This window comes from Kitasatospora sp. NPDC085879 (genome assembly GCF_040686255.1).
Lineage (GTDB): Bacteria > Actinomycetota > Actinomycetes > Streptomycetales > Streptomycetaceae > Kitasatospora.
Genome location: NZ_JBFBJZ010000077.1, coordinates 1 through 24,616 on the forward strand (window position 1 = coordinate 1; position 24,616 = coordinate 24,616).

Consider the following 24,616-nt stretch of genomic DNA (forward strand, 5'->3'; position numbering starts at 1 on the left):
GCGCCGATGGTACTGCAGGGGGGACCCTGTGGGAGAGTAGGACGCCGCCGAACAATTCTTCTGAAGAAGCCCCGCCCGGGTTCCGGGCGGGGCTTTTTCGCGTTTACGGGCTCAGACGCGGGCGACCATCGCGTATCGCTCGTCGGGCACCGGGCGGCCCCAGAGGGCGGCCTCCTCGCTGGGTGCCGCCGGGGCGGAGCAGCGTGACCCAGTGCCGCAGGGCGGCGTGCGGGTCGGGCAGGGTCCACACCAGGTGTCGGGTGAGCAGGACGTCGTAGCCGCCGGGTCGGTCGGGCGGGGAGGCGGCGTCGCCGAGGGCGAAAGTGGCCTGCAGGCCCGTGGCGGCCAGCTTGGCGCGGGCTCGGGCGATCATGCGGGGGGCGAGGTCGACCCCGGTGACCCGGTGGCCCTGCTGGGCGAGCAGGAGGGAGAGCGATCCGGTGCCGCAACCGAGGTCGAGGACGTGTGCCGGCGGGTCCGGGAGCCAGTCACGGAGGCGGGCGGCCCAGGCGGCGTGGGTGGCCGGGTTGCGCAGGCCGTGGTCGGGTTCGTCGTCGAAGGTGGCGGCGGCCGCGTCCCAGTAGGCGGCGACGGGGGAGTGAGCGTCGGTCATCGGCCGAGTCTGTCAGGGCCGACTGACGGTGGTGCCGAGGTGCGTGCGGAGCGGTCAGGGCTCGAGCGCGAGCTTGAAGCCGAGGTGGGAGGCGGCGAAGCCGAGGCGCTCGTAGAAGCGGTGGGCGTCGGTGCGGGTGGCGTCCGAGGTGAGCTGGACGAGGCCGGCGCCGAGTTCGCGGGAGCGTTCGACGGCCCATTCGATCATGGTGGTGCCGAGGCCGCTGCCGCGTTCGTCGGCGTGGATCCGCACGCCCTCGATGATCGTCCGGGTGGTGCCGCGGCGGGAGAGGCCGGGGACGACGGTCAGTTGCAGGGTGCCGACGGTGCGGCCGTGGCGTGCGGCGACGACCAGGTGCTGGTGGGGGTCGGCGGTGATCCGGGTGAGGGCCTCGCGGTAGGGCATCAGGTCGTCCGGGGACTCGCGGGTGGCGCCGAGCGGGTCGTCGGCCAGCATCGCGACGATGGCGTGCAGGTCGGCGTCGGTCGCGGGCCGGATGACGAGGTCGCTCATGGGGCGACCCTACGCCGGTCCGACGGGCCGTCACCTGGCGGGGTGGCCCGCCCGGTGGTACACGGAGCGTGGAGTGCCCCGGGCAGGGGCGTTCTCCCCGGTGGCGGGCCCGGCTGTCCGCGTCGGGAGGTACCGTGCGTGACACAACGGTCGCCGGTGTCGGGCGTCGCCAGGAGTGGGAGGGCCTCGTGACCACGGAGCAGCAGCGGACCGGGCAGCAGCAGCGCACTGGCCCGCAGCAGCAGCACGCCGACCCGCAGCACGCCGGTCCGCAGCAGGGTGCTCCGCGGCAGCTCGCCCAGGTGGAGGGCGTGCTGGAGCGGATCACGTACGCGAACGAGGAGACCGGCTACACGGTGGCCCGGGTCGACACCGGCCGTGGCGGGAACGACCTGTTGACGGTGGTGGGGGCGCTGCTGGGGGCGCAGCCGGGCGAGTCGCTGCGGTTGTTCGGGCGGTGGGGGTCGCATCCGCAGTACGGGCGGCAGTTCACGGTGGAGAACTACACGACGGTGCTGCCGGCGACGGTGCAGGGTATCCGGCGGTATCTGGGGTCGGGGCTGATCAAGGGGATCGGGCCGCGGTTCGCGGAGCGGATCGTGGACGCCTTCGGGGTGGACACGCTGGAGGTCATCGAGAACGAGCCGGGCCGACTGATCGAGGTGCCGGGGCTGGGCCCGAAGCGGACGAAGATGATCGCGGCGGCATGGGAGGAGCAGAAGGCCATCAAGGAGGTGATGGTCTTCCTGCAGGGGGTCGGGGTGTCGACCTCGCTGGCGGTGCGGATCTTCAAGAAGTACGGCGACGCGTCGATCGGGGTGGTGAAGAACGAGCCGTACCGGTTGGCGGCGGACGTGTGGGGGATCGGCTTCCTGACGGCGGACCGGATCGCGCAGGCGGTGGGGATTCCGCACGACTCGCCGGAGCGGGTGAAGGCGGGGCTGCAGTACGCGCTGTCGCAGAGCAGCGACCAGGGGCACTGCTATCTGCCGGAGGAGCGGCTGATCGCGGACGGGGTGAAGCTGCTGCAGGTGGATGTGGGGCTGGTGATCGACTGCCTGTCCGAGCTGGTGGCGGAGGAGGGGGTGGTCCGGGAGCGGCTGCCGGGGGAGGGCGGTGAGCCGATCACGGCGGTGTACCTGGTGCCGTTCCACCGGGCCGAGGTGTCGCTGTCGAACCAGTTGCTGCGGCTGCTGAACGCGGAGGGCGACCGGATGCCGGGGTTCGCGGGGGTGGACTGGGAGGCGGCGCTGGGCTGGCTGGCCCGGCAGACGGGGGCCGAACTGGCGCCGGAGCAGCGGGATTCGGTGAGGCTGGCGCTGACCCGGAAGGTGGCGGTGCTGACGGGTGGCCCGGGCTGCGGGAAGTCGTTCACGGTGCGGTCGATCGTGACGCTGGCGTTGGCGAAGCGGGCGAAGGTGGTGCTGGCGGCGCCGACGGGGCGGGCGGCGAAGCGGTTGGCGGAGCTGACGGGGGCGGAGGCGTCGACGGTGCACCGGTTGCTGGAGTTGCGGCCGGGCGGGGAGGCGGCGTACGACCGGGACCGGCCGCTGGACGCGGACCTGGTGGTGGTGGACGAGGCGTCGATGCTGGATCTGATCCTGGCGAACAAGCTGGTGAAGGCGGTGGCGCCGGGGGCGCACCTGCTGTTCGTGGGGGATGTGGACCAGTTGCCGTCGGTGGGGGCGGGCGAGGTGCTGCGGGACATGCTGTCGGAGGGGAGTCCGGTTCCGTCGGTGCGGTTGACGCGGATCTTCCGGCAGGCGCAGCAGTCGGGGGTGGTGACGAACGCGCACCGCATCAACGAGGGGCTGCCGCCGGTGACGGAGGGGCTGCCGGACTTCTTCCTGTTCGCGGAGGAGGACGCGGAGCGGGCGGCGGGGGTGACGGTGGACGTGGTGGCGCGGCGGATTCCGCAGCGGTTCGGTCTGGATCCGCGGCGGGACGTACAGGTGTTGGCGCCGATGCACCGGGGTCCGGCGGGGGCGGGGAATCTGAACACGCTGTTGCAGGCGGCGGTGACGCCGGCCCGGGAGGGGTTGGCGGAGCGGCGGTTCGGCGGGCGGACGTTCCGGGTGGGGGACAAGGTGACGCAGATCCGGAACAACTACGAGAAGGGGGCGAACGGTGTCTTCAACGGAACGGTGGGGGTGGTCGTCGAGCTGAGTGTCGAGGAGCAGCGGCTGACGGTGCGGACCGACGAGGACGAGGAGGTGCCGTACGACTTCGACGAGTTGGACGAGCTGGCGCACGCGTACGCGGTGACGATCCACCGGTCGCAGGGGAGCGAGTATCCGGCGGTGGTGATTCCGGTCACTACATCGGCATGGTCGATGCTTCAGAGAAATCTTCTCTACACGGCTGTGACGAGGGCGAAGAGACTGGTTGTACTGGTGGGGTCACGGAGGGCGATCGGCCAGGCGGTGCGGGCCGTCAGCGCAGGTCGGAGGCACTCTGCGCTGGATCACCGGCTGGCAATTGGATGATCCGCCGGGGGTGCGGTACGGTCCCGGGTTGTCTTGACGTGAAGAGATTTAGGGCGGAACCTGGTCTGGTGCCGATCTTGTCCGGTTCACACCGGCTTCGGCGACAGGTTTTGTATGGCGGGCCCCTTTTCGGCCCACCCCGGGTGCGCGGCTGTCCTCCGGATGGGGGATCGTAGGAACGTCAGGGCACTCGGATGAGGATTCATTTCGTCGGTGAGGAAGACGTGAGCGACAACTCGGTAGTACTGCGGTACCAGGACGGCGAGTACGAGTACCCCGTCGTCGAGAGCACTGCGGGCAACGCCGGCTTCGACATCTCGAAGCTGCTCCCGCAGACCGGCCTGGTCACCCTGGACAACGGCTTCGGCAACACCGCCGCCTACAAGTCCGCGATCACCTTCGTGGACGGCGACAACGGCATCCTGCGCTACCGCGGTTACCCGATCGAGCAGCTGGCCGAGCGCGGCAACTTCATCGAGACCGCCTACCTGCTGATCAACGGTGAGCTGCCGAAGGCCGAGGAGCTGACGGCCTTCACCAACGAGATCACCCAGCACACCCTGCTGCACGAGGACGTCAAGCGCTTCTACCAGGGTTTCCCGCGGGACGCCCACCCGATGGCGATGCTGTCCTCGGTGGTCGGTGCGCTCTCCACGTTCTACCCGCTGAGCCACAACCCGTTCGACGCGGACCAGCGCCACATGTCGACCGTCCGCCTGCTGGCGAAGCTGCCGACGATCGCCGCGTACGCGTACAAGAAGGCGATGGGCCAGCCCTTCGTCTACCCGCGCAACGACCTGAGCTACGTCGAGAACTTCCTGCGGATGACGTTCGCCGTCCCCGCCGAGGACTTCGAGATCAACCCGGTCATCGTCAACGCCCTCGACAAGCTGCTGATCCTGCACGCGGACCACGAGCAGAACTGCTCGACGTCCACCGTGCGCCTGGTCGGCTCCAGCCACGCCAACCTGTTCGCCTCGATCTCGGCGGGCATCTCGGCGCTGTGGGGCCCGCTGCACGGTGGCGCCAACCAGGCCGTCCTGGAGATGCTCGAGCAGATCCAGAAGGACGGCGGCGACGTCGACGCCTTCATCCGCAAGGTGAAGAACCGCGAGGACGGCGTCAAGCTGATGGGCTTCGGCCACCGCGTGTACAAGGCGTTCGACCCGCGTGCCGCGCAGGTCAAGCTGCTGGCGCACGAGGTGCTCGGCCAGCTCGGCAAGAGCGACGAGCTGCTCGACATCGCGCTGAAGCTGGAGGAGCACGCGCTCAGCGACGACTTCTTCGTCTCGCGCAAGCTGTACCCGAACGTGGACTTCTACACGGGCCTGATCTACCGGGCCATGGGCTTCCCGACCAGCATGTTCACCGTGCTGTTCGCGCTGGGCCGGCTGCCCGGCTGGATCGCCCACTGGCACGAGATGATCAACGACCCGACCAGCCGCATCGGCCGTCCGCGGCAGATCTACACCGGCACCGCGATCCGCGACTACGTGGAGCTCGGCGACCGCTGACCCGGTTCGTGCGAAGGGCCCGGCCGCTCCCCTCGGGACGGCCGGGCCCTTCGGCGTTCCACCGGAGGCCCGGGATCCCTCGGCCCGCCGGGACGTTCGGCGCACGGCACCCGGGTGCGACGTGCCAGGAACGGCCGCTCAAAGCGTCCCTGACCCTCGCACCCCGGCGCCGTGCGCTGTGCCGCCGAACCGGTCGGCGGCGGTACCGGGGCCCGCCGGAGCCCCGTTCGCGGCAGCCCGACCGGTGCGGAGGTGTGAAGCCGTTCGCCACACCGCCGCGGGCCGGAGAAAACCGCCGCAGTACACACGGTATGACGTATCCGGGGTCCGGGAGTTACGTTCCCGGAGTGTGACTTGCCTCTCTCCACGCTCCGTGTGCGCGCGGTGCCGGAGCCGCGCCGGGCGGTCCGTCCCTTATCACACGCTTTCCGGCGCGCTGCGTCACCCTCCCCGCAGTCTTCGCAACCCAGCGTGATAGGAATCGTCATTCCGGTACGGACCGTCCGCACGCGTCTGCTGCGGGCGTCGGGGCAGGGAGGGAGTGCGCGGATGACCAGGAACGTCGTCGTCACCGGTGGTGGCACCGGCATCGGGTACGAGGTGGCCCGCCGGTTCGCCGAGGCGGGGGAGCGCGTGGTGATCGTCGGGCGCCGGCGCGCGGTGCTGGAGCAGGCTGCGGCCGAACTCGGCGAGAACGTCTCCCCGCTGGTCTGCGACCTCGCGGACCCGGACGCGGTGGAGCACGCCCTGGACGCCCTGCCGGCGACCGTGGACGTCCTGGTCAACAACGCGGGCTCGCGGGAGACGGTGATCGGCGCCGGCCCGCACGCCGTCCTGGCCCGCTGGCGCGGCGACTTCGAGCGCAATGTGCTGACGGTGGTGCTGCTCACCGAGTCGATCCGGGAGCGGCTGACACCGGGCTCCGGCCGGGTGGTGACGGTCAGCTCGATCGCGGCGCTGCGCGGCGCCGGCTCGTACGGGGCGGCGAAGGCCTCGCTGCACGCCTGGAACCACTTCCTGGCCGCCCAGTTGGGCCCCTCCGGGATCACCGCGAACATCGTCGCCCCGGGCACCGTGTCGGGCACCGAGTTCTTCGGCCCGCGGCTGGACGAGGCGGAGGTCTCCCGCCGGGCCGCGCGCACGCTGCTCGGCCGGATCGGCGAGCCCTTCGAGGTCGCCGCGGCGGTCTACTTCCTGGCGTCCGCGGAGGCCGGGTTCATCACCGGCGAGATCCTGCACTGCAACGGCGGCGAGCTGCTCGGCCGTTGAGCACCGGGCGACGGCCCCGGGCGGTGACCGCCCGGGGCCGTCGGCCTGTCTGCGGACGGCTCAGGAGGAGGCGTCGAAGCGGCGCAGCCGCAGGCTGTTGGTGACCACGAAGACCGAGGAGAAGGCCATGGTGGCGCCGGCCACCACCGGGTTGAGCAGCCCGGCCGCGGCGAGCGGGATCGCCGCGACGTTGTAGGCGAAGGCCCAGAACAGGTTGCCCTTGATGGTGCCGAGGGTGCGGCGGGCGAGCCGGATGGCGTCGCCGGCCGAGCGCAGGTCGCCGCGGACGAGGGTGAGGTCGCCGGCCTCGATGGCGGCGTCGGTGCCGGTACCCATGGCGAGGCCGAGGTCGGCCTGGGCGAGTGCCGCGGCGTCGTTCACGCCGTCGCCGACCATGGCGACGGAACGGCCCTCGGCCTGCAGCCGCCTCACCACGGCGACCTTGTCCTCGGGGAGCACCTCGGCGAGGACGTCCTCGGCGGGGATGCCGACCTCGAGGGCGACGGCCTCGGCGACGGCCCGGTTGTCGCCGGTGAGCAGCACCGGGCGCAGGCCCAGGGCCCGCAGGTCGGCGACGGCGGCGGCGCTGGTCGGCTTCACCGTGTCGGCGATCTCCAGGAGCGCCCGGGCGGAGCCGTCCCAGCCGACCGCGACGGCCGTGCGGCCGGCCCGTTCGGCGGCGGTGCGGGCGGCGGTCAGCTCCGGCGGCAGGGGCAGCGAGCGGGCGGTGAGCAGGGCCTCGCGGCCGGCGAGGACGGTGCGGCCCTCGACCGTGCCCTGCACGCCGAGGCCGGGGATGTTGGCGAAGTCGTCGACGGGCGGCAGCGGGCCGGTGCGCTCGGCCGCGGCGGTGGCGATCGCGGCGGCGACCGGGTGCTCGGAGGCGTGCTCCACGGCGCCGGCCAGTCGCAGCGCCTGCCGCTCGTCGGTGCCGTCGGCGGTGTGCACGGCGACCAGGGACATCCGGCCGGTGGTGACGGTGCCGGTCTTGTCGAGGACGACGGTGTCGACCCGGCGGGTGGTCTCCAGGACCTCGGGGCCCTTGATGAGGATGCCGAGCTGGGCGCCGCGGCCGGTGCCGACCATGAGGGCGGTCGGGGTGGCGAGGCCGAGGGCGCACGGGCAGGCGATGATCAGGACGGCGACCGCGGCGGTGAACGCCTCGGTGGGGCTGTCGTCGAGCAGCAGCCAGGCCACCAGGGTGCCGAGGGCGATCAGGATGACCACGGGGACGAAGACGGCGGAGATCCGGTCGGCGAGGCGCTGGGCGGCGGCCTTGCCGTTCTGCGCCTCCTCGACCAGCTTGGCCATCCGGGCGAGCTGGGTGTCCGCGCCGACCCGGGTGGCCTCGACGACCAGGCGCCCGCCGGCGTTGACGGTGGCGCCGGTGACGGTGTCGCCGACCGAGACCTCGACCGGGACGGACTCGCCGGTGAGCATCGAGGCGTCGACGGCGGAGGCGCCCTCGACGACCGTGCCGTCGGTGGCGATCTTCTCGCCGGGGCGGACCACGAAGCGCGTGCCGGGGGTCAGTTGTGCGATCGGGACGCGCTGCTCGCGGCCGTCCCGCAGGACGGCGACGTCCTTCGCGCCGAGGTCCAGCAGGGCGTGCAGGGCGGCGCCGGCCCGGCGCTTGGAGCGGGCCTCCAGCCAGCGGCCGAGCAGGATCAGGGTGGTGACCGCGGCGGCGGTCTCCAGGTAGAGCGTGGAGGAGGCGTCGCCGGTGCCGACCGCGAGGGTGAAGCCGTGCCGCATGCCGGGCATGCCCGCGTCGCCGAGGAACAGCGCCCACACCGACCAGCCGAAGGCGGCGAGGGTGCCGAGCGAGACCAGGGTGTCCATGGTCGCGGCGCCGTGCTTGAGGTTCGTCCACGCGGCGCGGTGGAACGGCAGGCCGCCGTAGACGACGACCGGGCCGGTCAGCGCGAAGGCCAGCCACTGCCAGTTGTCGAACTGCAGGGCGGGGACCATGGACAGCAGCACCACCGGCACCGTCAGCACGGCGCTGACCAGCAGTCGATCGCGCAGCGGGTCGGCCTCGCGGGCGGCGCCGGCCGCCGGCTCCGCGGCCGGCTCGGGGACGGGCGGCGGCGGCAGTTCGGCGGTGTAGCCGGTGCGTTCGACGGTGGCGATCAGGTCGTCCACCGTGACGCCCGCGACGAAGTCGACCCGGGCCCTCTCGGTGGCGAAGTTGACGGTGGCCTCGACGCCGTCCATCCGGTTGAGCTTCTTCTCGATCCGGGCGGCGCAGGAGGCGCAGGTCATCCCGCCGATCGACAGCTCGACGCGCTGCTGGGCGGTGTCCCCTGTGGCGTGCGTGGTCGTGCTCATCTCATCTCCTCCGACGAGCGTATCGGGGGCGCGGGGGAAGGGCCGCGCCCCCGCGGCGGTGTCAGGCGGTGCGGCCGACGAGCTCGTAGCCGGCCTCGTCCACGGCGGCGCGGACCTGCTCGTCGTCGAGCGGCGCGGCGGAGGAGACGGTGACGGTGCCGGCCTTGGCGTCGGCGGCGACCTCGGTCACACCGGGGATGCCGGACACCTCGGAGGTCACCGACTTCTCGCAGTGGCCGCAGCTCATGCCGGCGACGGTGTAGGTGACGGAGCTGGACATCGGTGCCTCCGGACGGTGTGGGGCGCGGCCTGGTGCCGTGCGCCTGCCTCTGCCAACACCATACCCCCCAGGGGTATTCCCTTCGGGGTGGATCGGCTGTGGTGTGGATCTCGGAACGTACACCGCGTCGGCGGGCGGTGGTCGTGCGGGCGCACACCGTGCCGGGCGGCACGCGGCTGTCACCCCGTCGGCGGGCGGCCGGGAACGGCGCGATACAGCCACCTGTCCGATATGTTCGGTATGTGTTCCGGAGCAGCCGAGTCCAGCGCGCCGCCGCGCGCGACGCCACCGGGCTGGCCCCGGCCCGCCGCAAGTCCGCCCTGCTGGCGACCGACCTCCAGGACCTCTCCTTCCGCCGCCGCGCCACCCCGGCGCTGCTCGCCGTCCTGGTCATCTCCCTGGTCGACTTCTTCACCGGGCAGGACCGCTACCTCGCACCGCTGATGGTCGTCGTGCCGCCCATCTCCGCGCTGCTGCTCACCCCCGTCGAACTCCTCCTGGTCTGCGGCGTCGGCTTCCTGTCGCTGCTCTGGCTCAGCAACTACGACCAGGTCGCCACCTTCAACGACGGCCGCTTCCTGTTCGGCGCCCTGCTCAGCTACGTCGCGCTCACCGTGATCAGCGCGTACATCGCCGCACTCCGCATGCGCCGGGCCGCCGCGTTCGCCGCCGTCAGCTCCGTCGCCGAGGCCGCCCAGCGCGCGCTGCTGCGCCGCCCCGGGCCGACCGTCGGGCCGCTGCGGCTCGCCGTCCGGTACGTCTCGGCCGCGGACGAGGCCCGGATCGGCGGAGACCTGTACTCGGCGCTGGACACCCCGCACGGCACCCGGCTGCTGGTCGGCGACGTCCGCGGCAAGGGCCTCGGCGCGGTGCAGACCGCCGCGGTGGTGCTCGGCGCCTTCCGCGAGGCCGCCTACGACGAGGACAAACTCATCCGGGTCGCGGCCAGGATCGAGGCCAGCGTCGAGCGGCACGTGCCGGACGGCGAGTTCACCACCGCCCTGTTCGCCGAGTTCGGCCCGCCGGGCACGATGGAGCTGCTGCACTTCGGCCACGTCCCGCCGATCCGGGTCGCCGCCGACGGCTCCGTCGCGGTGCTGGAGGCCGCCGACCCGTGGGTGCCGCTCGGCCTCGGCCCGCTCGCCACCGGCGAGCCCACCAGTGTCCGGCAGCCCTTCGGCCCCGAGGACGTCCTGGTGCTGTGCACCGACGGCGTGGTCGAGGCCCGGCACCATCGCACCGGGGAGTTCTACCCGCTCGCGGACAGGGTCGGCCCGCTGGTCCGCGGCTCCGCCCGCTCGGCCGCCGAACTGGAGACCGCGATCGGCCGGGTCTACGCCGACCTGCTGGTGCACACCGGCGGCGAACTCGGCGACGACGCCCTGCTGATGCTCGTCAGCCGGCCCCCCGACCACCAGCACCACCAGCACCACCAGCACGGGCACTGACACGGCCGGCCCGGTCGGGGCCTCGGTCACGGCTCCCGGCAGGCCTCGGCCAGCGCGCCGAACAGCAGCGCCGTCGAGGCCGCCCCCGGATCGAGGTGGCCCGCGCTGCGCGGCCCCAGGTACGAGGCGCGGCCCTTGCGGGCCACCAGCGGCACGGTGGCTCGGGCGCCCTGCTCGGCGGCCCCGGCTGCAGCCCGCGCGGCGGCCGGCAGCCCCTGCCCTGCCGCCGCCCCGAAGGCCGCGACGGCCGGTTCGAAGGCGTCCACGATCGTCTTGTCGCCGCTCTGCGCCCCGCCCAGCGCCCGCACCGCGGCCAGCGCCTCTCCCAGGGCGGCGGCGACCTCGCCCGGCCCGGCCGAGGAACCGGGCAGTGCCCGGCCGGCCGCTCGCAGCGCACTGCCGTAGAGCGGGCCCGAGGCGCCGCCGACCGTCGAGATCAGCGTGCGGCCGGCCGCCGCCAGCAGCCCGCCCGGCGAGCGGTCGGCGCCGTCCCCGTCCAGGCCGGTCAGGACGGCGGTGAAGCCGCGGCGCAGATTGCTGCCGTGGTCGCCGTCGCCGATCGCGGTGTCCAGCGCCGTCAGTTCGGCCTCCCGCGCGGTGACGGCGGCGGCCGCGGCGCGCAGCCACGCCTCGGTGCGGGCGGCGTCCAGCTCCATGCGGCTCTCCTCGCGGCGGTCGGGCGGGTGGGCGGTCGGGCGGGCGCGGGGCCGGTCAGGACCAGCGCAGGGCGGGGGTGTCCACCGGCGCGTCCCAGAGCCGCAGCAGCTCGGCGTCGGCCCGGGTGAGGGTCAGCGAGAAGCCCGCCATGTCGAGACTGGTGACGTAGTTGCCGACCAGGCTCCGGGCGATCCGCACCTCGGCGTCCGCGAGCCGGGCCGCCACCTCGCCGAAGACCACGTACAACTCCAGGAGCGGAGTACCGCCCATGCCATTGACCAGGGCGATCACCTCGTCGCCCGGGGCGAGCCCGTGGTCGGCGAGGACGGTGTCGACCACCTCGGCGGCGAGCTCCCTGGCCGGGCGCAGCGGCTCGCGGCGTCGGCCCGGCTCGCCGTGGATGCCGACACCCGCCTCGATCTCGTCCTCGGGCAGGTCGAACCCGGGCCGGCCGACGGCCGGCACGGTGGCCGCGGTCAGCGCGATCGCGAAGGAACGGGAGGCTGCGTTCACCCGGCGGCCGAGGGCGGCGACCTCGGCCAGTGGTGCGCCCTCCTCGGCGAGCGCGCCCGCGGCCTTCTCCACCACGAGGGTCGCGCCGGTGCCGCGGCGGCCGGCGGTGAAGGTCGAGTCCTGCACGGCCACGTCGTCGTCGACCAGGACGGTTGCCACCTCGATGCCCTCCTCGGCGGCGAGCTCGGCGGCCAGCGCGAAGTTCATGACGTCGCCGGTGTAGTTCTTCACCACGAACAGCACCCCGCCGCCGGTGTCGACGGCCCGGGCGGCGGCGAGCACCTGATCGGGCACCGGAGAGGTGAACACCTCGCCGGGGCAGGCCGCGTCCAGCATGCCGGGCCCGACGAAGCCGACGTGCAGCGGCTCGTGGCCGGAACCGCCGCCGGAGACCAGGGCCGCCTTGCCGGCCGCGCCGGGCCGGGCCCGGCGGACCACCCGGGCCGCGGTGTCCACCGCCAGCTCGGGGTGGGCGGCGGCGAGCCCGGCGAGGGCGTCCGCCACCACGGTCTCCGGGCTGTTGATCAGCTTCTTCACGCGGCACTCCCTCGGGCGCGGCTCTCCGCGCCCGACGTTACGCCCGGCACCCCCGGTGACCGGGCGCTGCGACACGCCGGAACGGTGGCGGGCCGCCCCGGCGGCCGCTGGCTAGGGTGCGGGCATGACCGCACCGGTGGGCGTCGTCCTGGTCTCGCACAGCCCGGCGCTGGCCGCCGGGCTCGCCGAACTGCTGAACGAACTCGGCGCCGGCCTGGTGCGGGTGGCGCTCGCCGCCGGCAGCGCCGACGGCGGCCTCGGCACCAGCGACGAGAAGGTGGCCCGGGCTCTCGACGAGGCCGACACCGGCGCGGGGGCCGTGGTCCTCGCCGACCTCGGCAGCGCCGTCCTCACCGCCAGGCTGGTGCTCACCGACCGGCCCGGCGCGGTGCTGGCGGACGCGCCGTTCGTCGAGGGCGCGGTCGCCGCCGCCGTCACGGCCTCCACCGGGGCACGGCTGGACGAGGTGCTGCGCGCCGCCGAGGGCGCCCGCGGCCACCGCAAGTTCTGACCCCACGGGCAAGCTCCGGCCACGCGGCGCTACTTGGCGTCGGCGTAGCAGTCGACCACCGCCGTGGACATCGGGAAGCGGACCGGGGTGTCACCGAAGACCAGCACCCGGGCCTCCTCGGCGGCCTCCGCCACCTCGGCGGCGACCCGGTCGGCGAGGTCGGCCGGGGTGTGCACCACCACCTCGTCGTGCTGGAAGAACACCAGGTGCGGCCGGTCCGCCCCGGAGGCGAGCCCGGCCAGCCGGCGGCGCAGCGCGGCGAGCAGGGCGAGCGCCCAGTCCGCGGCACTGGCCTGGATGACGAAGTTGCGGGTGAAACGGCCGCGGGCGCGGGCCGAGCGGCCGCCGGCCTCGCCCGCCGTCTCCGGCGCCTCGGTCAGGTCCAGCCAGTCCGCGGACGGCGGCGGGCAGACCCGGCCCAGCCGGGAGCGGACGACCCCGCCGTCCTCGCCGGTGCGGGCGGCGGCCTCCACGTAGCCCATCGCGGCGGGGTAGCGGCGGCGCAGGGTGGCCAGCAGCGGGCCGATGTCGCCGCTGGTCTGCCCGTACATGGCGCCGAGCAGGCCGAGTTTGGCCTTGGCGCGGTCGCCGTGGAAGGCGCTCGCGGCGAGCGCCTCGTACAGGTCGCCCTGGGCGGCGGTGCGGGCCAGGCCCTCGTCCTGGGAGAGGGCGGCCAGCACGCGCGGCTCCAGCTGGGCGGCGTCGGCGACCACCAGCGACCAGCCCGGGTCGGCGACCACCGCGCGGCGCAGGATCCGCGGGATCTGCAGGGCGCCGCCGCCGCGGGTCGCCCAGCGGCCGGAGACCACCCCGCCGACCACGTACTCCGGGCGGAACCGGCCGCCGCGCGCCCACGCGGCCTGCCAGGCCCAGCCGTGCGCGGCGTGCAGCCGGGACAGCTCCTTGTAGCGGATCATCAGCTCGGCCGCCGGGTGGTCGACCCGGCGAAGCTCCCAGCTGCGGGTGGAGCCGAGGTGGACGCCCTGCTCGGCGAAGGCGCGCAGCACCTGGCCGTGCGAGTCGGGGTTGAACGGCCGGCCGCCGAGCGCCTGCTGCAGCTCGGCGGCGAGCTCGGCCAGCCGGCGCGGCTGGGCGCCGGGGATCTGCGGGCGGGGGCCGAGCAGTTCGGTGAGCAGCAGGTCGTGCAGGTCGCTGCGCCAGGGCAGGCCGTCGCGGGCCATCTCGGCGGCGAGCAGGCCGCCGGCCGACTCGGCGGCGGCCAGCAGGCGGAAGCGATGGCGCTCGGCCGGGTCGGCGATCGCGGCGGTGCGGCGCAGCTGCTCCGCGTGGACGGCCACCACGGCCTCCAGCGCGTCGGTGCCGGGCGGCAGTTGCAGCCGGTCGGGGGCGAAGAGGCCGTCCTGCTCGTCCTCGGCGGCGGCGCTCTCCGGGAGGTCGGCGGGCACCGGCAGCCGGCGCAGCCGGGCCCAGGCGGCGCCGAGCGAGCGGGGCTCGCCGAACCGGCTCTCGTGGCCGAGCAGCAGCGGCTCGGTGAGCCGCAGGTCGTGGCTGCGGGCGAGGCGGACGGGCAGCAGCGGCGCGTAGGCGCTGTCGGCGGAGGCGAACACCCAGCGGGGCTGCCCGGCGGCCTCCAGTTCGGCGACCGCGGCGGCCAGCGCCGGGGCGTGCCGGGGCGTGCCGAGCGTGCCGCCGTCGTCGGCGAGCGGCTGGAGGCGGCCGCCGGGGCCGTGCGGGTCGGGCACCAGGGCGTACCGGGGGGCCATCGGTGTCCTCCTTCCGTCTCTCGTCGGGCTGTCGCGGGCGGGCCGCTCCCGGCGCGCGGTCGCGGCCGGGCACCGGGGGCCCTGTTCCCGACCGTAGCGCGCGGCACCGACAGTGCCCGTCCGGCGCGGCGCCGGAGGCGGGGCGGGAGGCGGGGCGAGCGTCGGGCGGGCGTCGGGCGGGAGTCGGCGCGGCGAGGTTCCGCCAGCGGTCGGAAGCCGCCTCCGGAGTCCGTAGGCAGCGCTGGTGACAGCGCGTAGGGTCGACGGAATGAGCGACAACCCCTTCTTCTCGACCAGCACCCTGGTCCACGAGCTGCCGCCCTTCGCCGAGATCCGCGAGGAGCACTACCTGCCGGCGTTCGAGCACGGCACGGCGCTGCAGCTGGCCGAGATCGCCGGGATCGTGGCCGACCCGGAGCCGCCGACCTTCGACAACACCCTGGTGGCGCTGGAGCGTTCGGGTGCGCTGCTGAAGCGGGTCAAGCTGGCCTTCGAGAACCAGGGCGACTCGCACACCAGCCCCGGGCTGCAGGAACTGGACGCCGAGGTCAGCCCGCTGCTCGCCCGGCACCGGGACGCCGTCCTCCTGGACGCAGGTCTGTTCGCCCGGATCGACGCGCTGTACCGGCGCCGCTCCGAGCTCGGCCTGGACCGGGAGTCGCTGCGGCTGCTGGAGCGCCACCACACCGCCTTCGTCCGGGCCGGCGTCGAGCTGCCGCCCGCCGAGCAGCAGCGGCTGCGTGAGATCAACGCCGAACTGGCCGCCGTCGGCACGGCCTTCCGCCGCAACCTGATGGACGACACCCGGGCCCGGGCGATCGTGCTGGACAGCGCCGAGCAGCTCGCCGGCCTCTCCGCGGACGCCGTCGCGGCGGCCGCCGAGAACGGCCGCGCGCTCGGCCGGGACGGCAGCTACGTGCTCAGCCTGAAGAACTTCTCCAACCAGCCGGAACTCGCCCGGCTCACCGACCGCTCGCTGCGCGAGCGGCTGCTGGCGGCCTCGCTCGGCCGGGCTGCCGCCGCCAACGGACCGCTGGCGATCCGCAGCGCCGCACTGCGGGCCGAGCGGGCCGCGCTGCTCGGCCACCCCAGCCACGCCGCGTACGTGGTCGCCGACGAGACCGCGGGCAGTGTCGCCGCGGTGGACGCGATGCTCGCCCGGCTGGCCGCCCCCGCGGTGGCGAACGCCGAGCGGGAGGCCGCCGAACTGCTCGCCGCCGCCCGCGAGGACGGCCTGACCGAGATCGCCGCGCACGACTGGGCGTACTACGCGGAGCGGGTCCGGCAGTCCTCGTACCACGTGGACGCCGCCGAGCTGCGCCCGTACCTGGAGCTCGAACGGGTGCTGCAGGACGGCGTGTTCTTCGCGGCGCGGCTCGTCTACGGGGTGACGCTGCAGGAGCGGCCGGAGCTGGTCGGGTACCACCCGGACGCCCGGGTCTTCGAGGTGTTCGACGAGGACGGCAGCTCGATCGGCCTGTTCCTGGGCGACTTCTTCGCCCGCGACTCCAAGCGCGGCGGCGCGTGGATGAACGAGCTGGTGCAGCAGTCCCACCTGCTCGGCAAGCGGCCGGTGGTGGTCAACAACCTCAACATCGCCAAGCCCGCACCGGGCGAGCCGGCGCTGCTCACCTGGGACGAGGTGCGCACGCTCTTCCACGAGTTCGGGCACGCGCTGCACGGGCTGTTCTCGGACGTCCGCTACCCGCTGTTCGCGGGCACCGAAGTGCCGCGGGACTTCGTGGAGTTCCCCTCCCAGGTGAACGAGATGTGGATGGTCCGGCCGGAGGTGCTGGCCAACTACGCGCGGCACCACGCCACCGGGGAGCCGCTGCCCGCCGTGCTGGTGGAGCGGATGGCGGCCGCGGAGTCCTTCGGGGAGGGGTTCCGCACCGTCGAGTACCTTGCCGCGGCCGTGATCGACTGGGCCTGGCACACCCTGCCCGCCGGGACGGAGGTCGCGGACGCCGAGGAGTTCGAGGCGCGGGCGCTCGCCGGGGCCGGGCTGGCGATGGCCGCCGTGCCGTCGCGCTACCGGACGCCGTACTTCAGCCACATCTTCGCGGGTGAGTACAGCGCCGGGTACTACGCGTACATCTGGTCGGAGGTGCTGGACGCCGACACCGTCGACTGGTTCGCCTCGAACGGCCGGAGCGTGCGGGAGAGCGGCGAGCTGTTCCGCCGCGAGCTGCTGGCCCGCGGCGGCAGCCGTCCGGCGCTGGACTGCTTCCGCGCGGTGGTCGGCCGCGACCCGGAGATCGGACCGCTGCTGGCCCGCCGCGGCCTGGGCTGAGGGCCCGTGGTCACGGTGCGGGCCGGTGCCCCGGCGGTCACGGTGACAGCAGGACGGTGACCGGGGTGCCGGGGCGGGCGGCGGGGTACTCCAGCCGGACCGTCCCGGCCCGGTCGCCGTGCGGGCGGCGGATCTCGACGCGGGCACCGGGCGCCCGGACCCGGAAGCCGTTCGGGAAGGCGGCGGCGGGCACGGTGATCGTGCTCGCCGCGCCGCGCCGTCCGGTGCTGAACGCCAGCCGGTAGCGGCCGTCGGCGAAGGACTCGGCGGTCGGCTGCCCGGCGAGCGCGGCGGCGTGCGGGCCGAAGGCGGGGCCGTCGCCGGGGGCGGGCCGGCCGTCCGGGCCGAGCGCGCAGTACCCGCCGTCGCCGCGGCACCAGTACCACATCGTCCAGCCCGCGGCGAAGCCCGTCATCGCGGCAACCTGGCGTTCGACCAGGCGGGCGTTGCCGGGGGTGCGGGCGCTCGGCGGGCCCCACTCGCCGACCAGCACCGGCAGCCGCCCGGCCCGCGGGTAGGCGGTGATCGCCTCGGTGTACCGCTCGACGAAGCCGCCGGCCGGGTCCCAGTCCCGGCCGGCCTCCACGGCGGTGTCGTAGAAGTGCGGCGCGTACCCGATCCGGGCCGGGCCGTGGCGAGGGTCGGCGAACTGCGGCAGCCGGGTGGGCACGCCCTGGCCGACCAGCACCGTCGGCTCCACGAACAGCCAGGACCGGTCGTCGACCCGGCGGACGGCGCCGATCAGCCGCCGGTACATGTCCGCGAGCCGGCCCTGTTCGAGTGCGGCCGCGGCGGCCGCCAGTACCGCCGGGTCGGCCGGGTCGCCGTCGATCGGCCCGAACGGCTCGTTGAACAGGTCGTAGCCCAACAGGGCCGGGTGGCCGTGCAGTTCGCGGGCGACTGTGGTGTACAGGTCGGTCTGGGCGCGGCGCAGGTCGGCGTCGTCGTAGAGGTGCCGGAAGGCGGCCTGCACGGCGGGCTGGAAGTAGCCGGCGAACCAGTCGTCGGGGTCGGGCTCGAAGGGCAGCCCGTCGTCCCGGGTCGCCCAGACCGGGACGCCGCGGTCGCCGCCGCCGAAGGCGGGCCCGTACACGTCCTGGTGGAAGTCGACGACGGCGAGCAGGCCGTACCGGGCGGCGGCGTCCAACAGGCGGTGGACACGAGCGAGTTCGGCGCGGTCGTAGCGGCCGGGGGCCGGTTCCAGCCGGGTCCAGGAGACGGCGATCCGCACCAGGGTGAAGCCCCGTGCGGCGATGTCGCGCAGGTCCGCCTCGCCGGCCTCGGCGTACTTGTCGAGGTTGAAGCCGCGCAGCTGCAGGACGCGGCCGTCCCGGTCGGTGAAGAGCGTCCGGCCGTCCGGGGCGGTCGTGGTGCCGACCGGTGGGCGGGCGGCGCCCTGGGCTGTGTCCTGGGCGGGGGCCGCGGGCGGTGCGGCGCCGAGCAGGACGGCGGCGGTCAGGAGCAGTGCCGCGGCGGTACGGAGGACGCGCACAGGCCACCTCGCACGGGGAGTCGGTGAGCGCGATGATGCGCCGTCGGCCCGCGGCCCCGCAAGAGGTGAGTAGTGCTCAGGTTTCCTCGGAGGGTGCGGATTCGGCCGTCTCCGCCCCGGGCGCGGGCGGCGCCACCACCGGCGGCAGGGCCGCGGCTGCGGCGAGCCGCCCCCACAGCAGGTCGGCCAGTGCCTGCACCATCCGCGGGCGCGGGCAGGGGTGCTGCTCCAGCCACCAGTCGCCGGCCGCCAGCACCATGCCGGTGATCGCCCGGCCCCAGGCCTCGGAGAGCAGCGGGCCGTCGGCGCCCAGGTCGACCTGGCTCTCCACGGCCCGGGTGATCTCCTCGGCGATCTGCTTCAGCGCGGGGGCCAGCGCGTTGCCGGCGCCGGTCGGGTCGCCCGGCTCGGGGTGGGTGAGCAGCCGGTAGACCTGCGGCCGGGACTCGATCGCCGCCAGGTAGGTGTCGATGACGTGCTCGACCTGGTCGCGGCGCTCCAGCGGCTCGCTCAGCGCGGCGCGCACGGTGGCCAGCAGGCCCGCGGTGTGACGCTCGGTCAGTGCCGCGATCAGGCCGTTCCGGTCGCCGAAGTGGCGGTAGAGGATCGGCTTGGTGATGCCCGCCTCGGCGGCGATCGCGTTCATGCTGGCGCCGGGGCCCTCGCGCTGGACGACCCGGTCGGCGGCGTTGAGCAGCTGCTCGCGACGGGGTTCGCCGGCCGGTGCTGCGGCGGGGGTCGACACGGTGCTGCGTCCTCCTCGGTCGGGCGTTGACATCCGCTACCAATGAGTAGCAGACTCCCTCGATGTTACCGGAGGTAACACCCTGCTGCGGCGCCGCCGCCACCCTTCCTTCCCTCGTGCACGCTCCTGCGGAGGCATTCCCGATGAGCACCTTCTCCCTGGACCCCGGACCGGACCAGATCGCCGTCCGCGACTGGCTGCACGGCTTCGCCGCCGACGTGATCCGGCCCGCCGCGGCCGAGTGGGACGAGCGCGAGGAGACCCCCTGGCCGGTCATCCAGGAGGCCGCCAAGGTCGGCATCTACTCCCTCGACTTCTACGCCCAGCAGTACTTCGACCCCTCCGGTATCGGCATCCCGATCGCCATGGAGGAGCTCTTCTGGGGCGACGCCGGCATCGGCCTGTCCATCGTCGGAACCACCCTGGCCGCCGTCGCCGTGCTCGCCAACGGCACCGAGGAGCAGATCGGCACCTGGGCGCCGCAGATGTTCGGCACCCCGGACGACGTCAAGGTCGCCGCCTTCTGCTCCTCCGAGCCCGACGCCGGCTCGGACGTCTCCGCGCTGCGCACCCGCGCCGTCTACGACGAGGCCAAGGACGAGTGGGTGCTCAACGGCACCAAGACCTGGGCCACCAACGGCGGCATCGCCGACGTCCACGTCGTCGTCGCCACCGTCGACCCGGCCCTCGGCGCCCGCGGCCAGGCCTCCTTCGTCGTGCCGCCCGGCACCCCCGGCCTCTCCCAGGGTCAGAAGTTCAAGAAGCACGGCATCCGCGCCTCGCACACCGCCGAGGTCGTCATCGACGACGTCCGACTGCCCGGCCACTGCCTGCTCGGCGGCAAGGAGAAGCTGGACGAGCGGCTCGCCCGCGCCCGCGAGCGAGCGGCCGGCGGCGCCTCTGGTTCGGCCAAGGGCAAGAACGCCGCCATGGCCACCTTCGAGGCGTCCCGCCCCGCGGTCGGCGCCCAGGCCATCGGCATCGCCCGGGCCGCCTACGAGGTCGCGCTCGACTACGCCAGGACACGCGTGCAGTTCGGCCGTCCGATCATCGACAACCAGGGCGTGGCCTTCCAGCTCGCTGACATGAAGACCCGGATCGACGCCGCGCGCCTGCTGGTCTGGCGGGCCTCCTGGATGGCCGCCACCAACCAGCCGTTCACCAGCGCCGAGGGCTCGATGTCCAAGCTGTACGCCGGCGAGACCGCGAAGTGGGTCACCTCGCAGGCCATGCAGATCCTCGGGGGCAACGGCTTCACCCGCGAGTACCCGGTGGAGCGGATGCACCGCGACAGCGCCATCTACACCATCTTCGAGGGCACCAGCGAGATCCAGCGGCTGGTCATCTCCCGTGCCATCTCCGGGATGCCGATCCGCTGAGGCACCTGCGCCGCGGCGCCGGCCCCGGTCAGAACCGGGGCTCGCGCCGTTCCAGGAAGGCCGCCAGACCCTCCCGGACGTCCGGCGCCTCACGCGACTTGCGCTCCCACGGCGCCAACGCCGCGGCCGCCTCCTGCGGCGGGACGGACAGCGCCGCCTTCACCGCGCCGATCGTCTGCGGCGACCGCTTCGCCAGCAGGGCGGCGAACTCCCGCGCCCGCGCGTCCAGTTCGGTGGCCGGCAGGACCTCGTCCACCAGGCCGAACCGCTCCGCCCGCTCGGCACCCACCAACTCGCCCGAGAACAGCAGGTACTTGGCCCGGGCCGGCCCCACCAGCGATGCCAGCCGCACGGTCGGCACCGACGGGTACACCACGCCCAGCTTCGCCGGGGTGATCCCGAACCGGGCGTCGTGCGCGGCGAACCGCAGGTCGCAGGCGACCGCCAACTGGCAGCCCCCGCCCACACAGGCACCGTGCACCACCGCCACCGTCGGGTGCGGGAAGGCGGCCAGCGCCTCCTCCGCCGCGACGTTCTCCGCGTGGTAGGCGTCGGCACGCGCCGGATCGCCGTACACCTCGGCCAGTTCGGCGATGTCCGCGCCCGCGCAGAACGTCCGCGCCGCGCCGGTCACCAGCAGCGCCCGCACCTCGGGCCGCGCGGCGATCAGCCCCAGCACCCCCGGCAGCCCCCGCCACATCGCCAGCGTCATGGCGTTGCGCCGCTCCGGGCGGTCCAGGACGAGCGTGGCCACCGGGCCGTCGAGTTCCGCACGCAGCCCGGCCACACCGGTCTCGAGCACTTGGGCCATCACTGCCTCCGGGGACGGGTCGGGACGCCCCTCACCCTTCCACAGCGGCGTCCCCGCCGACCACGGCGGTCACTGTGATCTCCACCAACTGGCCGGTGTAGCCGAGGCAGGCCACTCCGAGCAGCGTCGAGGTGTGCGGGCCCTCGGCCAGGCCGGAGGCGTTCACCACGTCCCAGACCTCCGAGAGCGGGCCGGGCTCGGCCGAGACCACGTACACCGTGCTGGCCACTACGTCGGCGAGGGTGCCGCCGGCGTGCCGCAGCGCCTCCTCCAGGTTGGCCAGCACCTGGCGCGCCTGCGCCACCCGGTCACCGGGACCGACCAGCTCGCCGTCCGCGTCCAGCGGCACCCCGCCGGCCAGGAACACCAGGCGGGTGCCGGGCTCCACCACCGCCGTGTGCGCATAGCCGGGCGGCGGGAACAGGCTCGGGACGATGCTGCGCCGGACAGTGCTGCGCCGGACAGTGCTGCGCTGAACCATGCGGAGGGGCTCCTCGGGGCTGGGGGCGGGTGCGGCCGACGGGCCGACGGGCAGGTCGGCCCGCCGTCGATCGTCCGCCGGGGGACCGGGCGGTGTCATCCGGTTTTCGGCAGGCTCAGCCGCGCTCCCGGCCGCCCCCGGCCGCGCGCCACTCCGGGGCGAGCACGGACCACACCTCGTAGTCCTGGCGCACCCCCTGGTACAGCATGTGCTCGCGCATGGTGCCGTCGTGGTGCATGCCCATCCGCTGCGCCACCGCCCGGCTGCGGGCATTGCCGGAGCTGTTCCACCATTCGACCTTGTGCAGCCCGCGCTCGACGAGCGCCCAGTCGATCAGCCGCCGGACGGCGGCGCTGATCAGTCCGCGGCCCTCACCGGCCTTTTCGACCCACGCACCGATTTCGCACACCCCGGCCGCGGCGTCGAAGTGCACGAACATCACGCCGCCGACCAGGGTGCCGTCCAGCCGGATTCCGAAGATCCGCCCGGAGTCGGCGGCCTGCCGGTCGGCATATCCCTGGAGCGTCGCGCGGGCCGATTCGAGATCGGTGGACCGGGTGGCCCACGGTATCCACGGGTCGGTGTTGGCCCGGGCACGCTCCATGTGCGCGAAGAATTCCTCGGCCTGCCACGGTTCCAGCGGACAGAGCTCGGCGCCCTCGGCGAGCGGTACGGCGTACACGGCGGTCGTCCCTCCGGTCGGGTGCGGTGACCGGCGGCCGTAGCGCGCCGGTACGTAACAAACGTTTGGTAGGTACCATAGCGCGCATGACGCCAGCCCGCGGAGACCACGACGCCCGCCGCCGAGACGTCTCCGAGGCGGTCTGGCGGGTGCTGGCCGACCGCGGCTTCGGCGGACTGACGCTGCGTGCCGTGGCCGCCGAGATGGGCGCCTCCACCGGGCTGCTCACGCACTACTTCCCCAACAAGCGCGCCCTGGTGGCGCATGCCCTGGAGGTGCTGGACCGGCGGGCGGCGGCCCGGCCCCGGCCCGCCGCCGAGAGTGCCGCCCCCGCCGGCGGACTGGCGATGCTGCGCGCCGTCCTGCTGGACATCCTGCCGCTGGACGCCGAGAGCGCCGCCGACAACCGGATCTGGGTGGGCTCCTGGGACGCGGCGCTGGTGGACGGCGGCCTGTCCGCCGAGCACGCCGGGCGCTACCGGCGCTCCCGGGAGCGGATGGCCGAACTCGCCGCCGAGGCACAGCGGCTGGGCGAACTGCCGTCCGGGCGGCCGGCCGAGGAGATCGCCGCCGGGGCGCAGGCCTTCGTCCTGGGGCTGGTCGTGCAGGCGCTGTTCGCGCCGGGGGAGTTCCCCGCGGAGCGCCAGATCGCCCTGTTGGACGGGTACCTCGCGGGGCTGGCGGCGGGCTGAGGTGCTCCGGGCCGCTGCGGCGCGGCCGTGCCCGGGGTGGCGTCCATGGCCGGGGCCGCTCGCGCGGGGTGGACGGCCGGTGTGCTGGCGCCCCCAGCAGGATTCGAACCTGCGACCTACCGCTTAGAAGGCGGGTGCTCTATCCGCTGAGCTATGGGGGCATGACTGGCGCGGCCCGGAGGGTGCCGGCCTGGGCGGTGGCGGACCTGCGGGCGTTCGGGCGGCGCCCGCGCGGGGCTCCTGGGGTACGGCGGGGTGGGCGGGGCCTCGGCCCGTCCGGCACGGGACGCCCGGGACAGGATAAGGGTGACCGCATCCTCCACCGGGCCTTCCGGCACCGCGTCGGGTGTGTCGGCCTCGGCGGAGCGGTCCGATAATCGCAGGTGGCGGCCGGACGTGCAGCGGTCTGAGGGGATCTGGAGCCGGACGTTGTGCAGTCGTTACGGGGCTGCCTCCCCACCTGTTATGGATTCGACGTGTGAATCGCGCCGGAGTCCGTGCGGTGGGGGTCGGATTTGGGTTACTTCGGTTGGATGACCTGGCCGGAAGTGGACTGCGGCCACCCGTTGGAGGCCCGGTGGGTGGTGAGGACCGGGAGAAGCGTTGTCATGACCTCGCAGGATGGGAAGTTCCCGGAACCTCGAATTCCTGTTCATATTCACTCGGCCGAGCGAGTCCGGTTCTCCACACCCCGGGGTTTTCCACAGGATTTCGCGGTGATCGTCCGGATATTCGGGCGGGGCGGCAGCATGCGGGTACGAGCGATTCGGCTCGGCCATTTTCCGCCCGAGGGGAGTTCCCGTGAATGAGACCCTGGTGACGATCGTCGGCAATGTCGCGTCGACGGTCACCTATGCGCAGACGCCGGCCGGTGTGCCGGTGGCCAACTTCCGGATGGCCACCACCGAGCGCCGCTTCGACCGCGGCACCGGTGACTGGGTGGACGGCGAGACGAGCTGGGTGACGGTGGTCGCCTGGCGGTGGCTCGCGACCAACCTGGTGAGTTCGGTCAACAAGGGCGATCCGGTGGTCGTCAGCGGGCGCCTGCGGGTCCGGGAGTGGGGCGAGGAGGACCGCCGGCGGACGGCGGTGGAGATCGATGCCCGCTCGGTGGGCCACGACCTCGCGCGCGGTACCTCCGCCTTCCGATGGGCCGTCCGCGCACGGCCCGAGCAGGAGAACGTCGGTTCGGATGCGCCCGGTTCGGCGGGGCGCCCGGTGGGCGGTTCGCGGCCGGGCGACCCTGCGCCGATCGGTGAGGCCGTGCCGGAGTGGATCGTCGCGGCGGTCGAGGCGCGCCGGGTGGCCGAGCGGGCCGCCGCGGGCGCGGCCGCGCGGGTCGGGCCGGTGTCGGCGCCGCCGGTGTTCGCGGGTGTCGCAGGAACGTCGGGTGCCGCGGCCGGCAGTTGACGGGCCGACCGGCGGGCCGGGTGTCGCGGAGTTCCGTCGGTGCCCCGGAGCGGATCCGCCGGAAGGGCCGACAGTGGCGCCGCACGGACGGTGCGATGACGATCCGTGAGATCTGGTGAAGCGTCAACCAAAACGGTTCACCGGCTCCCTGATAACGAAACGGCAACGGAACTGTCCTGGTTCAGTACAGCTATGGGAAGTGTCTCAACCCTCAATATGATGCGTCTGGTCCACA

General features: G+C 74.1%; 20 protein-coding genes, 1 tRNA gene and 1 pseudogene. 9 read left to right on the top strand and 13 right to left on the bottom strand.

What is annotated here, in order from left to right; all coding sequences use genetic code 11:
* Positions 1 to 111 precede the first annotated feature (111 nt).
* Positions 112 to 613 (bottom strand): annotated as a pseudogene (locus AB0P35_RS35720) (class I SAM-dependent methyltransferase).
* Positions 614 to 667: 54 nt separating this feature from the next.
* Complete coding sequence (locus AB0P35_RS35725; protein WP_363519309.1) at positions 668 to 1,126, bottom strand: GNAT family N-acetyltransferase; 459 nt, start codon at positions 1,124 to 1,126, stop codon at positions 668 to 670.
* A gap of 302 nt (positions 1,127 to 1,428) precedes the next feature.
* Between AB0P35_RS35725 and AB0P35_RS35730 the strand changes: the two genes are divergently transcribed.
* From AB0P35_RS35730 to AB0P35_RS35740, 3 genes are all read left to right on the top strand, one after another.
* A complete protein-coding gene (locus tag AB0P35_RS35730) occupies positions 1,429 to 3,612 on the top strand; it encodes an ATP-dependent RecD-like DNA helicase (RefSeq protein ID WP_363519312.1) in 2,184 nt (727 codons plus the stop codon).
* 224 nt (positions 3,613 to 3,836) lie between these two features.
* A complete protein-coding gene (locus AB0P35_RS35735; protein ID WP_095872841.1) occupies positions 3,837 to 5,126 on the top strand; it encodes a citrate synthase in 1,290 nt (429 codons plus the stop codon).
* Between the two features lie 549 nt (positions 5,127 to 5,675).
* Positions 5,676 to 6,395 (top strand): SDR family oxidoreductase, encoded by a 720-nt coding sequence (locus tag AB0P35_RS35740; protein ID WP_363519314.1) that lies wholly within the window; start codon positions 5,676 to 5,678, stop codon positions 6,393 to 6,395.
* A gap of 60 nt (positions 6,396 to 6,455) precedes the next feature.
* Here AB0P35_RS35740 and AB0P35_RS35745 read toward each other — a convergent pair whose 3' ends face one another.
* Together AB0P35_RS35745 and AB0P35_RS35750 are read right to left on the bottom strand one after the other, a co-directional pair.
* Positions 6,456 to 8,726: a heavy metal translocating P-type ATPase gene (locus tag AB0P35_RS35745; RefSeq protein WP_363519317.1), complete on the bottom strand. Its 2,271-nt coding sequence runs from the start codon at positions 8,724 to 8,726 to the stop codon at positions 6,456 to 6,458.
* Positions 8,727 to 8,787: 61 nt separating this feature from the next.
* Positions 8,788 to 9,006: a cation transporter gene (locus AB0P35_RS35750; RefSeq protein WP_095872838.1), complete on the bottom strand. Its 219-nt coding sequence runs from the start codon at positions 9,004 to 9,006 to the stop codon at positions 8,788 to 8,790.
* 242 nt (positions 9,007 to 9,248) lie between these two features.
* Here AB0P35_RS35750 and AB0P35_RS35755 point away from each other — a divergent pair, with 242 nt between their 5' ends.
* On the top strand, positions 9,249 to 10,454 hold the full coding sequence (locus tag AB0P35_RS35755; RefSeq protein ID WP_363519325.1) for a PP2C family protein-serine/threonine phosphatase: 1,206 nt from the start codon (positions 9,249 to 9,251) through the stop codon (positions 10,452 to 10,454).
* A gap of 26 nt (positions 10,455 to 10,480) precedes the next feature.
* Here the strand turns inward: AB0P35_RS35755 and dhaL are convergent, their stop codons facing one another.
* Both dhaL and dhaK read right to left on the bottom strand, forming a co-directional pair.
* Positions 10,481 to 11,110, bottom strand: coding sequence for a dihydroxyacetone kinase subunit DhaL (gene dhaL, locus AB0P35_RS35760; protein ID WP_363519327.1), 630 nt, complete (start codon positions 11,108 to 11,110; stop codon positions 10,481 to 10,483).
* Positions 11,111 to 11,165: 55 nt separating this feature from the next.
* Complete coding sequence (gene dhaK / locus AB0P35_RS35765; RefSeq protein ID WP_363519330.1) at positions 11,166 to 12,161, bottom strand: dihydroxyacetone kinase subunit DhaK; 996 nt, start codon at positions 12,159 to 12,161, stop codon at positions 11,166 to 11,168.
* A gap of 124 nt (positions 12,162 to 12,285) precedes the next feature.
* On the opposite strand from dhaK, the gene AB0P35_RS35770 reads away from it, so the two are divergent.
* The gene (locus tag AB0P35_RS35770; RefSeq protein ID WP_363519332.1) at positions 12,286 to 12,672 is read left to right on the top strand and encodes a hypothetical protein; all 387 of its coding nucleotides are present in this window, start codon (positions 12,286 to 12,288) and stop codon (positions 12,670 to 12,672) included.
* A gap of 29 nt (positions 12,673 to 12,701) precedes the next feature.
* On the opposite strand, the gene AB0P35_RS35775 is transcribed toward AB0P35_RS35770, so the two are convergent.
* On the bottom strand, positions 12,702 to 14,396 hold the full coding sequence (locus AB0P35_RS35775; protein ID WP_363519335.1) for a bifunctional 3'-5' exonuclease/DNA polymerase: 1,695 nt from the start codon (positions 14,394 to 14,396) through the stop codon (positions 12,702 to 12,704).
* 268 nt (positions 14,397 to 14,664) lie between these two features.
* Here AB0P35_RS35775 and AB0P35_RS35780 point away from each other — a divergent pair, with 268 nt between their 5' ends.
* Positions 14,665 to 16,689, top strand: a complete 2,025-nt coding sequence (locus AB0P35_RS35780) for a M3 family metallopeptidase (RefSeq protein ID WP_363519337.1) — start codon at positions 14,665 to 14,667, stop codon at positions 16,687 to 16,689.
* 37 nt (positions 16,690 to 16,726) lie between these two features.
* Here the strand turns inward: AB0P35_RS35780 and AB0P35_RS35785 are convergent, their stop codons facing one another.
* A complete protein-coding gene (locus AB0P35_RS35785; protein WP_363519340.1) occupies positions 16,727 to 18,181 on the bottom strand; it encodes a cellulase family glycosylhydrolase in 1,455 nt (484 codons plus the stop codon).
* A gap of 76 nt (positions 18,182 to 18,257) precedes the next feature.
* On the bottom strand, positions 18,258 to 18,926 hold the full coding sequence (locus AB0P35_RS35790; RefSeq protein ID WP_363519342.1) for a TetR family transcriptional regulator: 669 nt from the start codon (positions 18,924 to 18,926) through the stop codon (positions 18,258 to 18,260).
* Positions 18,927 to 19,069: 143 nt separating this feature from the next.
* Between AB0P35_RS35790 and AB0P35_RS35795 the strand changes: the two genes are divergently transcribed.
* Positions 19,070 to 20,305 (top strand): acyl-CoA dehydrogenase family protein, encoded by a 1,236-nt coding sequence (locus AB0P35_RS35795; RefSeq protein WP_363519345.1) that lies wholly within the window; start codon positions 19,070 to 19,072, stop codon positions 20,303 to 20,305.
* Positions 20,306 to 20,333: 28 nt separating this feature from the next.
* Here AB0P35_RS35795 and AB0P35_RS35800 read toward each other — a convergent pair whose 3' ends face one another.
* The 3 genes from AB0P35_RS35800 to AB0P35_RS35810 all read right to left on the bottom strand — a co-directional run bounded on the left by AB0P35_RS35800 (position 20,334) and on the right by AB0P35_RS35810 (position 22,279).
* Positions 20,334 to 21,116 carry an enoyl-CoA hydratase/isomerase family protein gene (locus AB0P35_RS35800; RefSeq protein WP_363519348.1) on the bottom strand — a complete coding sequence of 261 codons (783 nt, stop codon included), beginning with the start codon at positions 21,114 to 21,116 and terminating at the stop codon, positions 20,334 to 20,336.
* A gap of 31 nt (positions 21,117 to 21,147) precedes the next feature.
* On the bottom strand, positions 21,148 to 21,597 hold the full coding sequence (locus AB0P35_RS35805) for a RidA family protein (protein WP_363519350.1): 450 nt from the start codon (positions 21,595 to 21,597) through the stop codon (positions 21,148 to 21,150).
* 115 nt (positions 21,598 to 21,712) lie between these two features.
* On the bottom strand, positions 21,713 to 22,279 hold the full coding sequence (locus AB0P35_RS35810) for a GNAT family protein (protein ID WP_363519353.1): 567 nt from the start codon (positions 22,277 to 22,279) through the stop codon (positions 21,713 to 21,715).
* 86 nt (positions 22,280 to 22,365) lie between these two features.
* Between AB0P35_RS35810 and AB0P35_RS35815 the strand changes: the two genes are divergently transcribed.
* Positions 22,366 to 22,971: a TetR/AcrR family transcriptional regulator gene (locus AB0P35_RS35815; RefSeq protein ID WP_363519356.1), complete on the top strand. Its 606-nt coding sequence runs from the start codon at positions 22,366 to 22,368 to the stop codon at positions 22,969 to 22,971.
* 85 nt (positions 22,972 to 23,056) lie between these two features.
* On the opposite strand, the gene AB0P35_RS35820 is transcribed toward AB0P35_RS35815, so the two are convergent.
* Positions 23,057 to 23,132: transfer RNA gene (locus AB0P35_RS35820), tRNA-Arg, on the bottom strand.
* 640 nt (positions 23,133 to 23,772) lie between these two features.
* Here AB0P35_RS35820 and ssb point away from each other — a divergent pair.
* Complete coding sequence (ssb, locus tag AB0P35_RS35825) at positions 23,773 to 24,381, top strand: single-stranded DNA-binding protein (RefSeq protein ID WP_363519359.1); 609 nt, start codon at positions 23,773 to 23,775, stop codon at positions 24,379 to 24,381.
* Positions 24,382 to 24,616 lie beyond the last annotated feature (235 nt).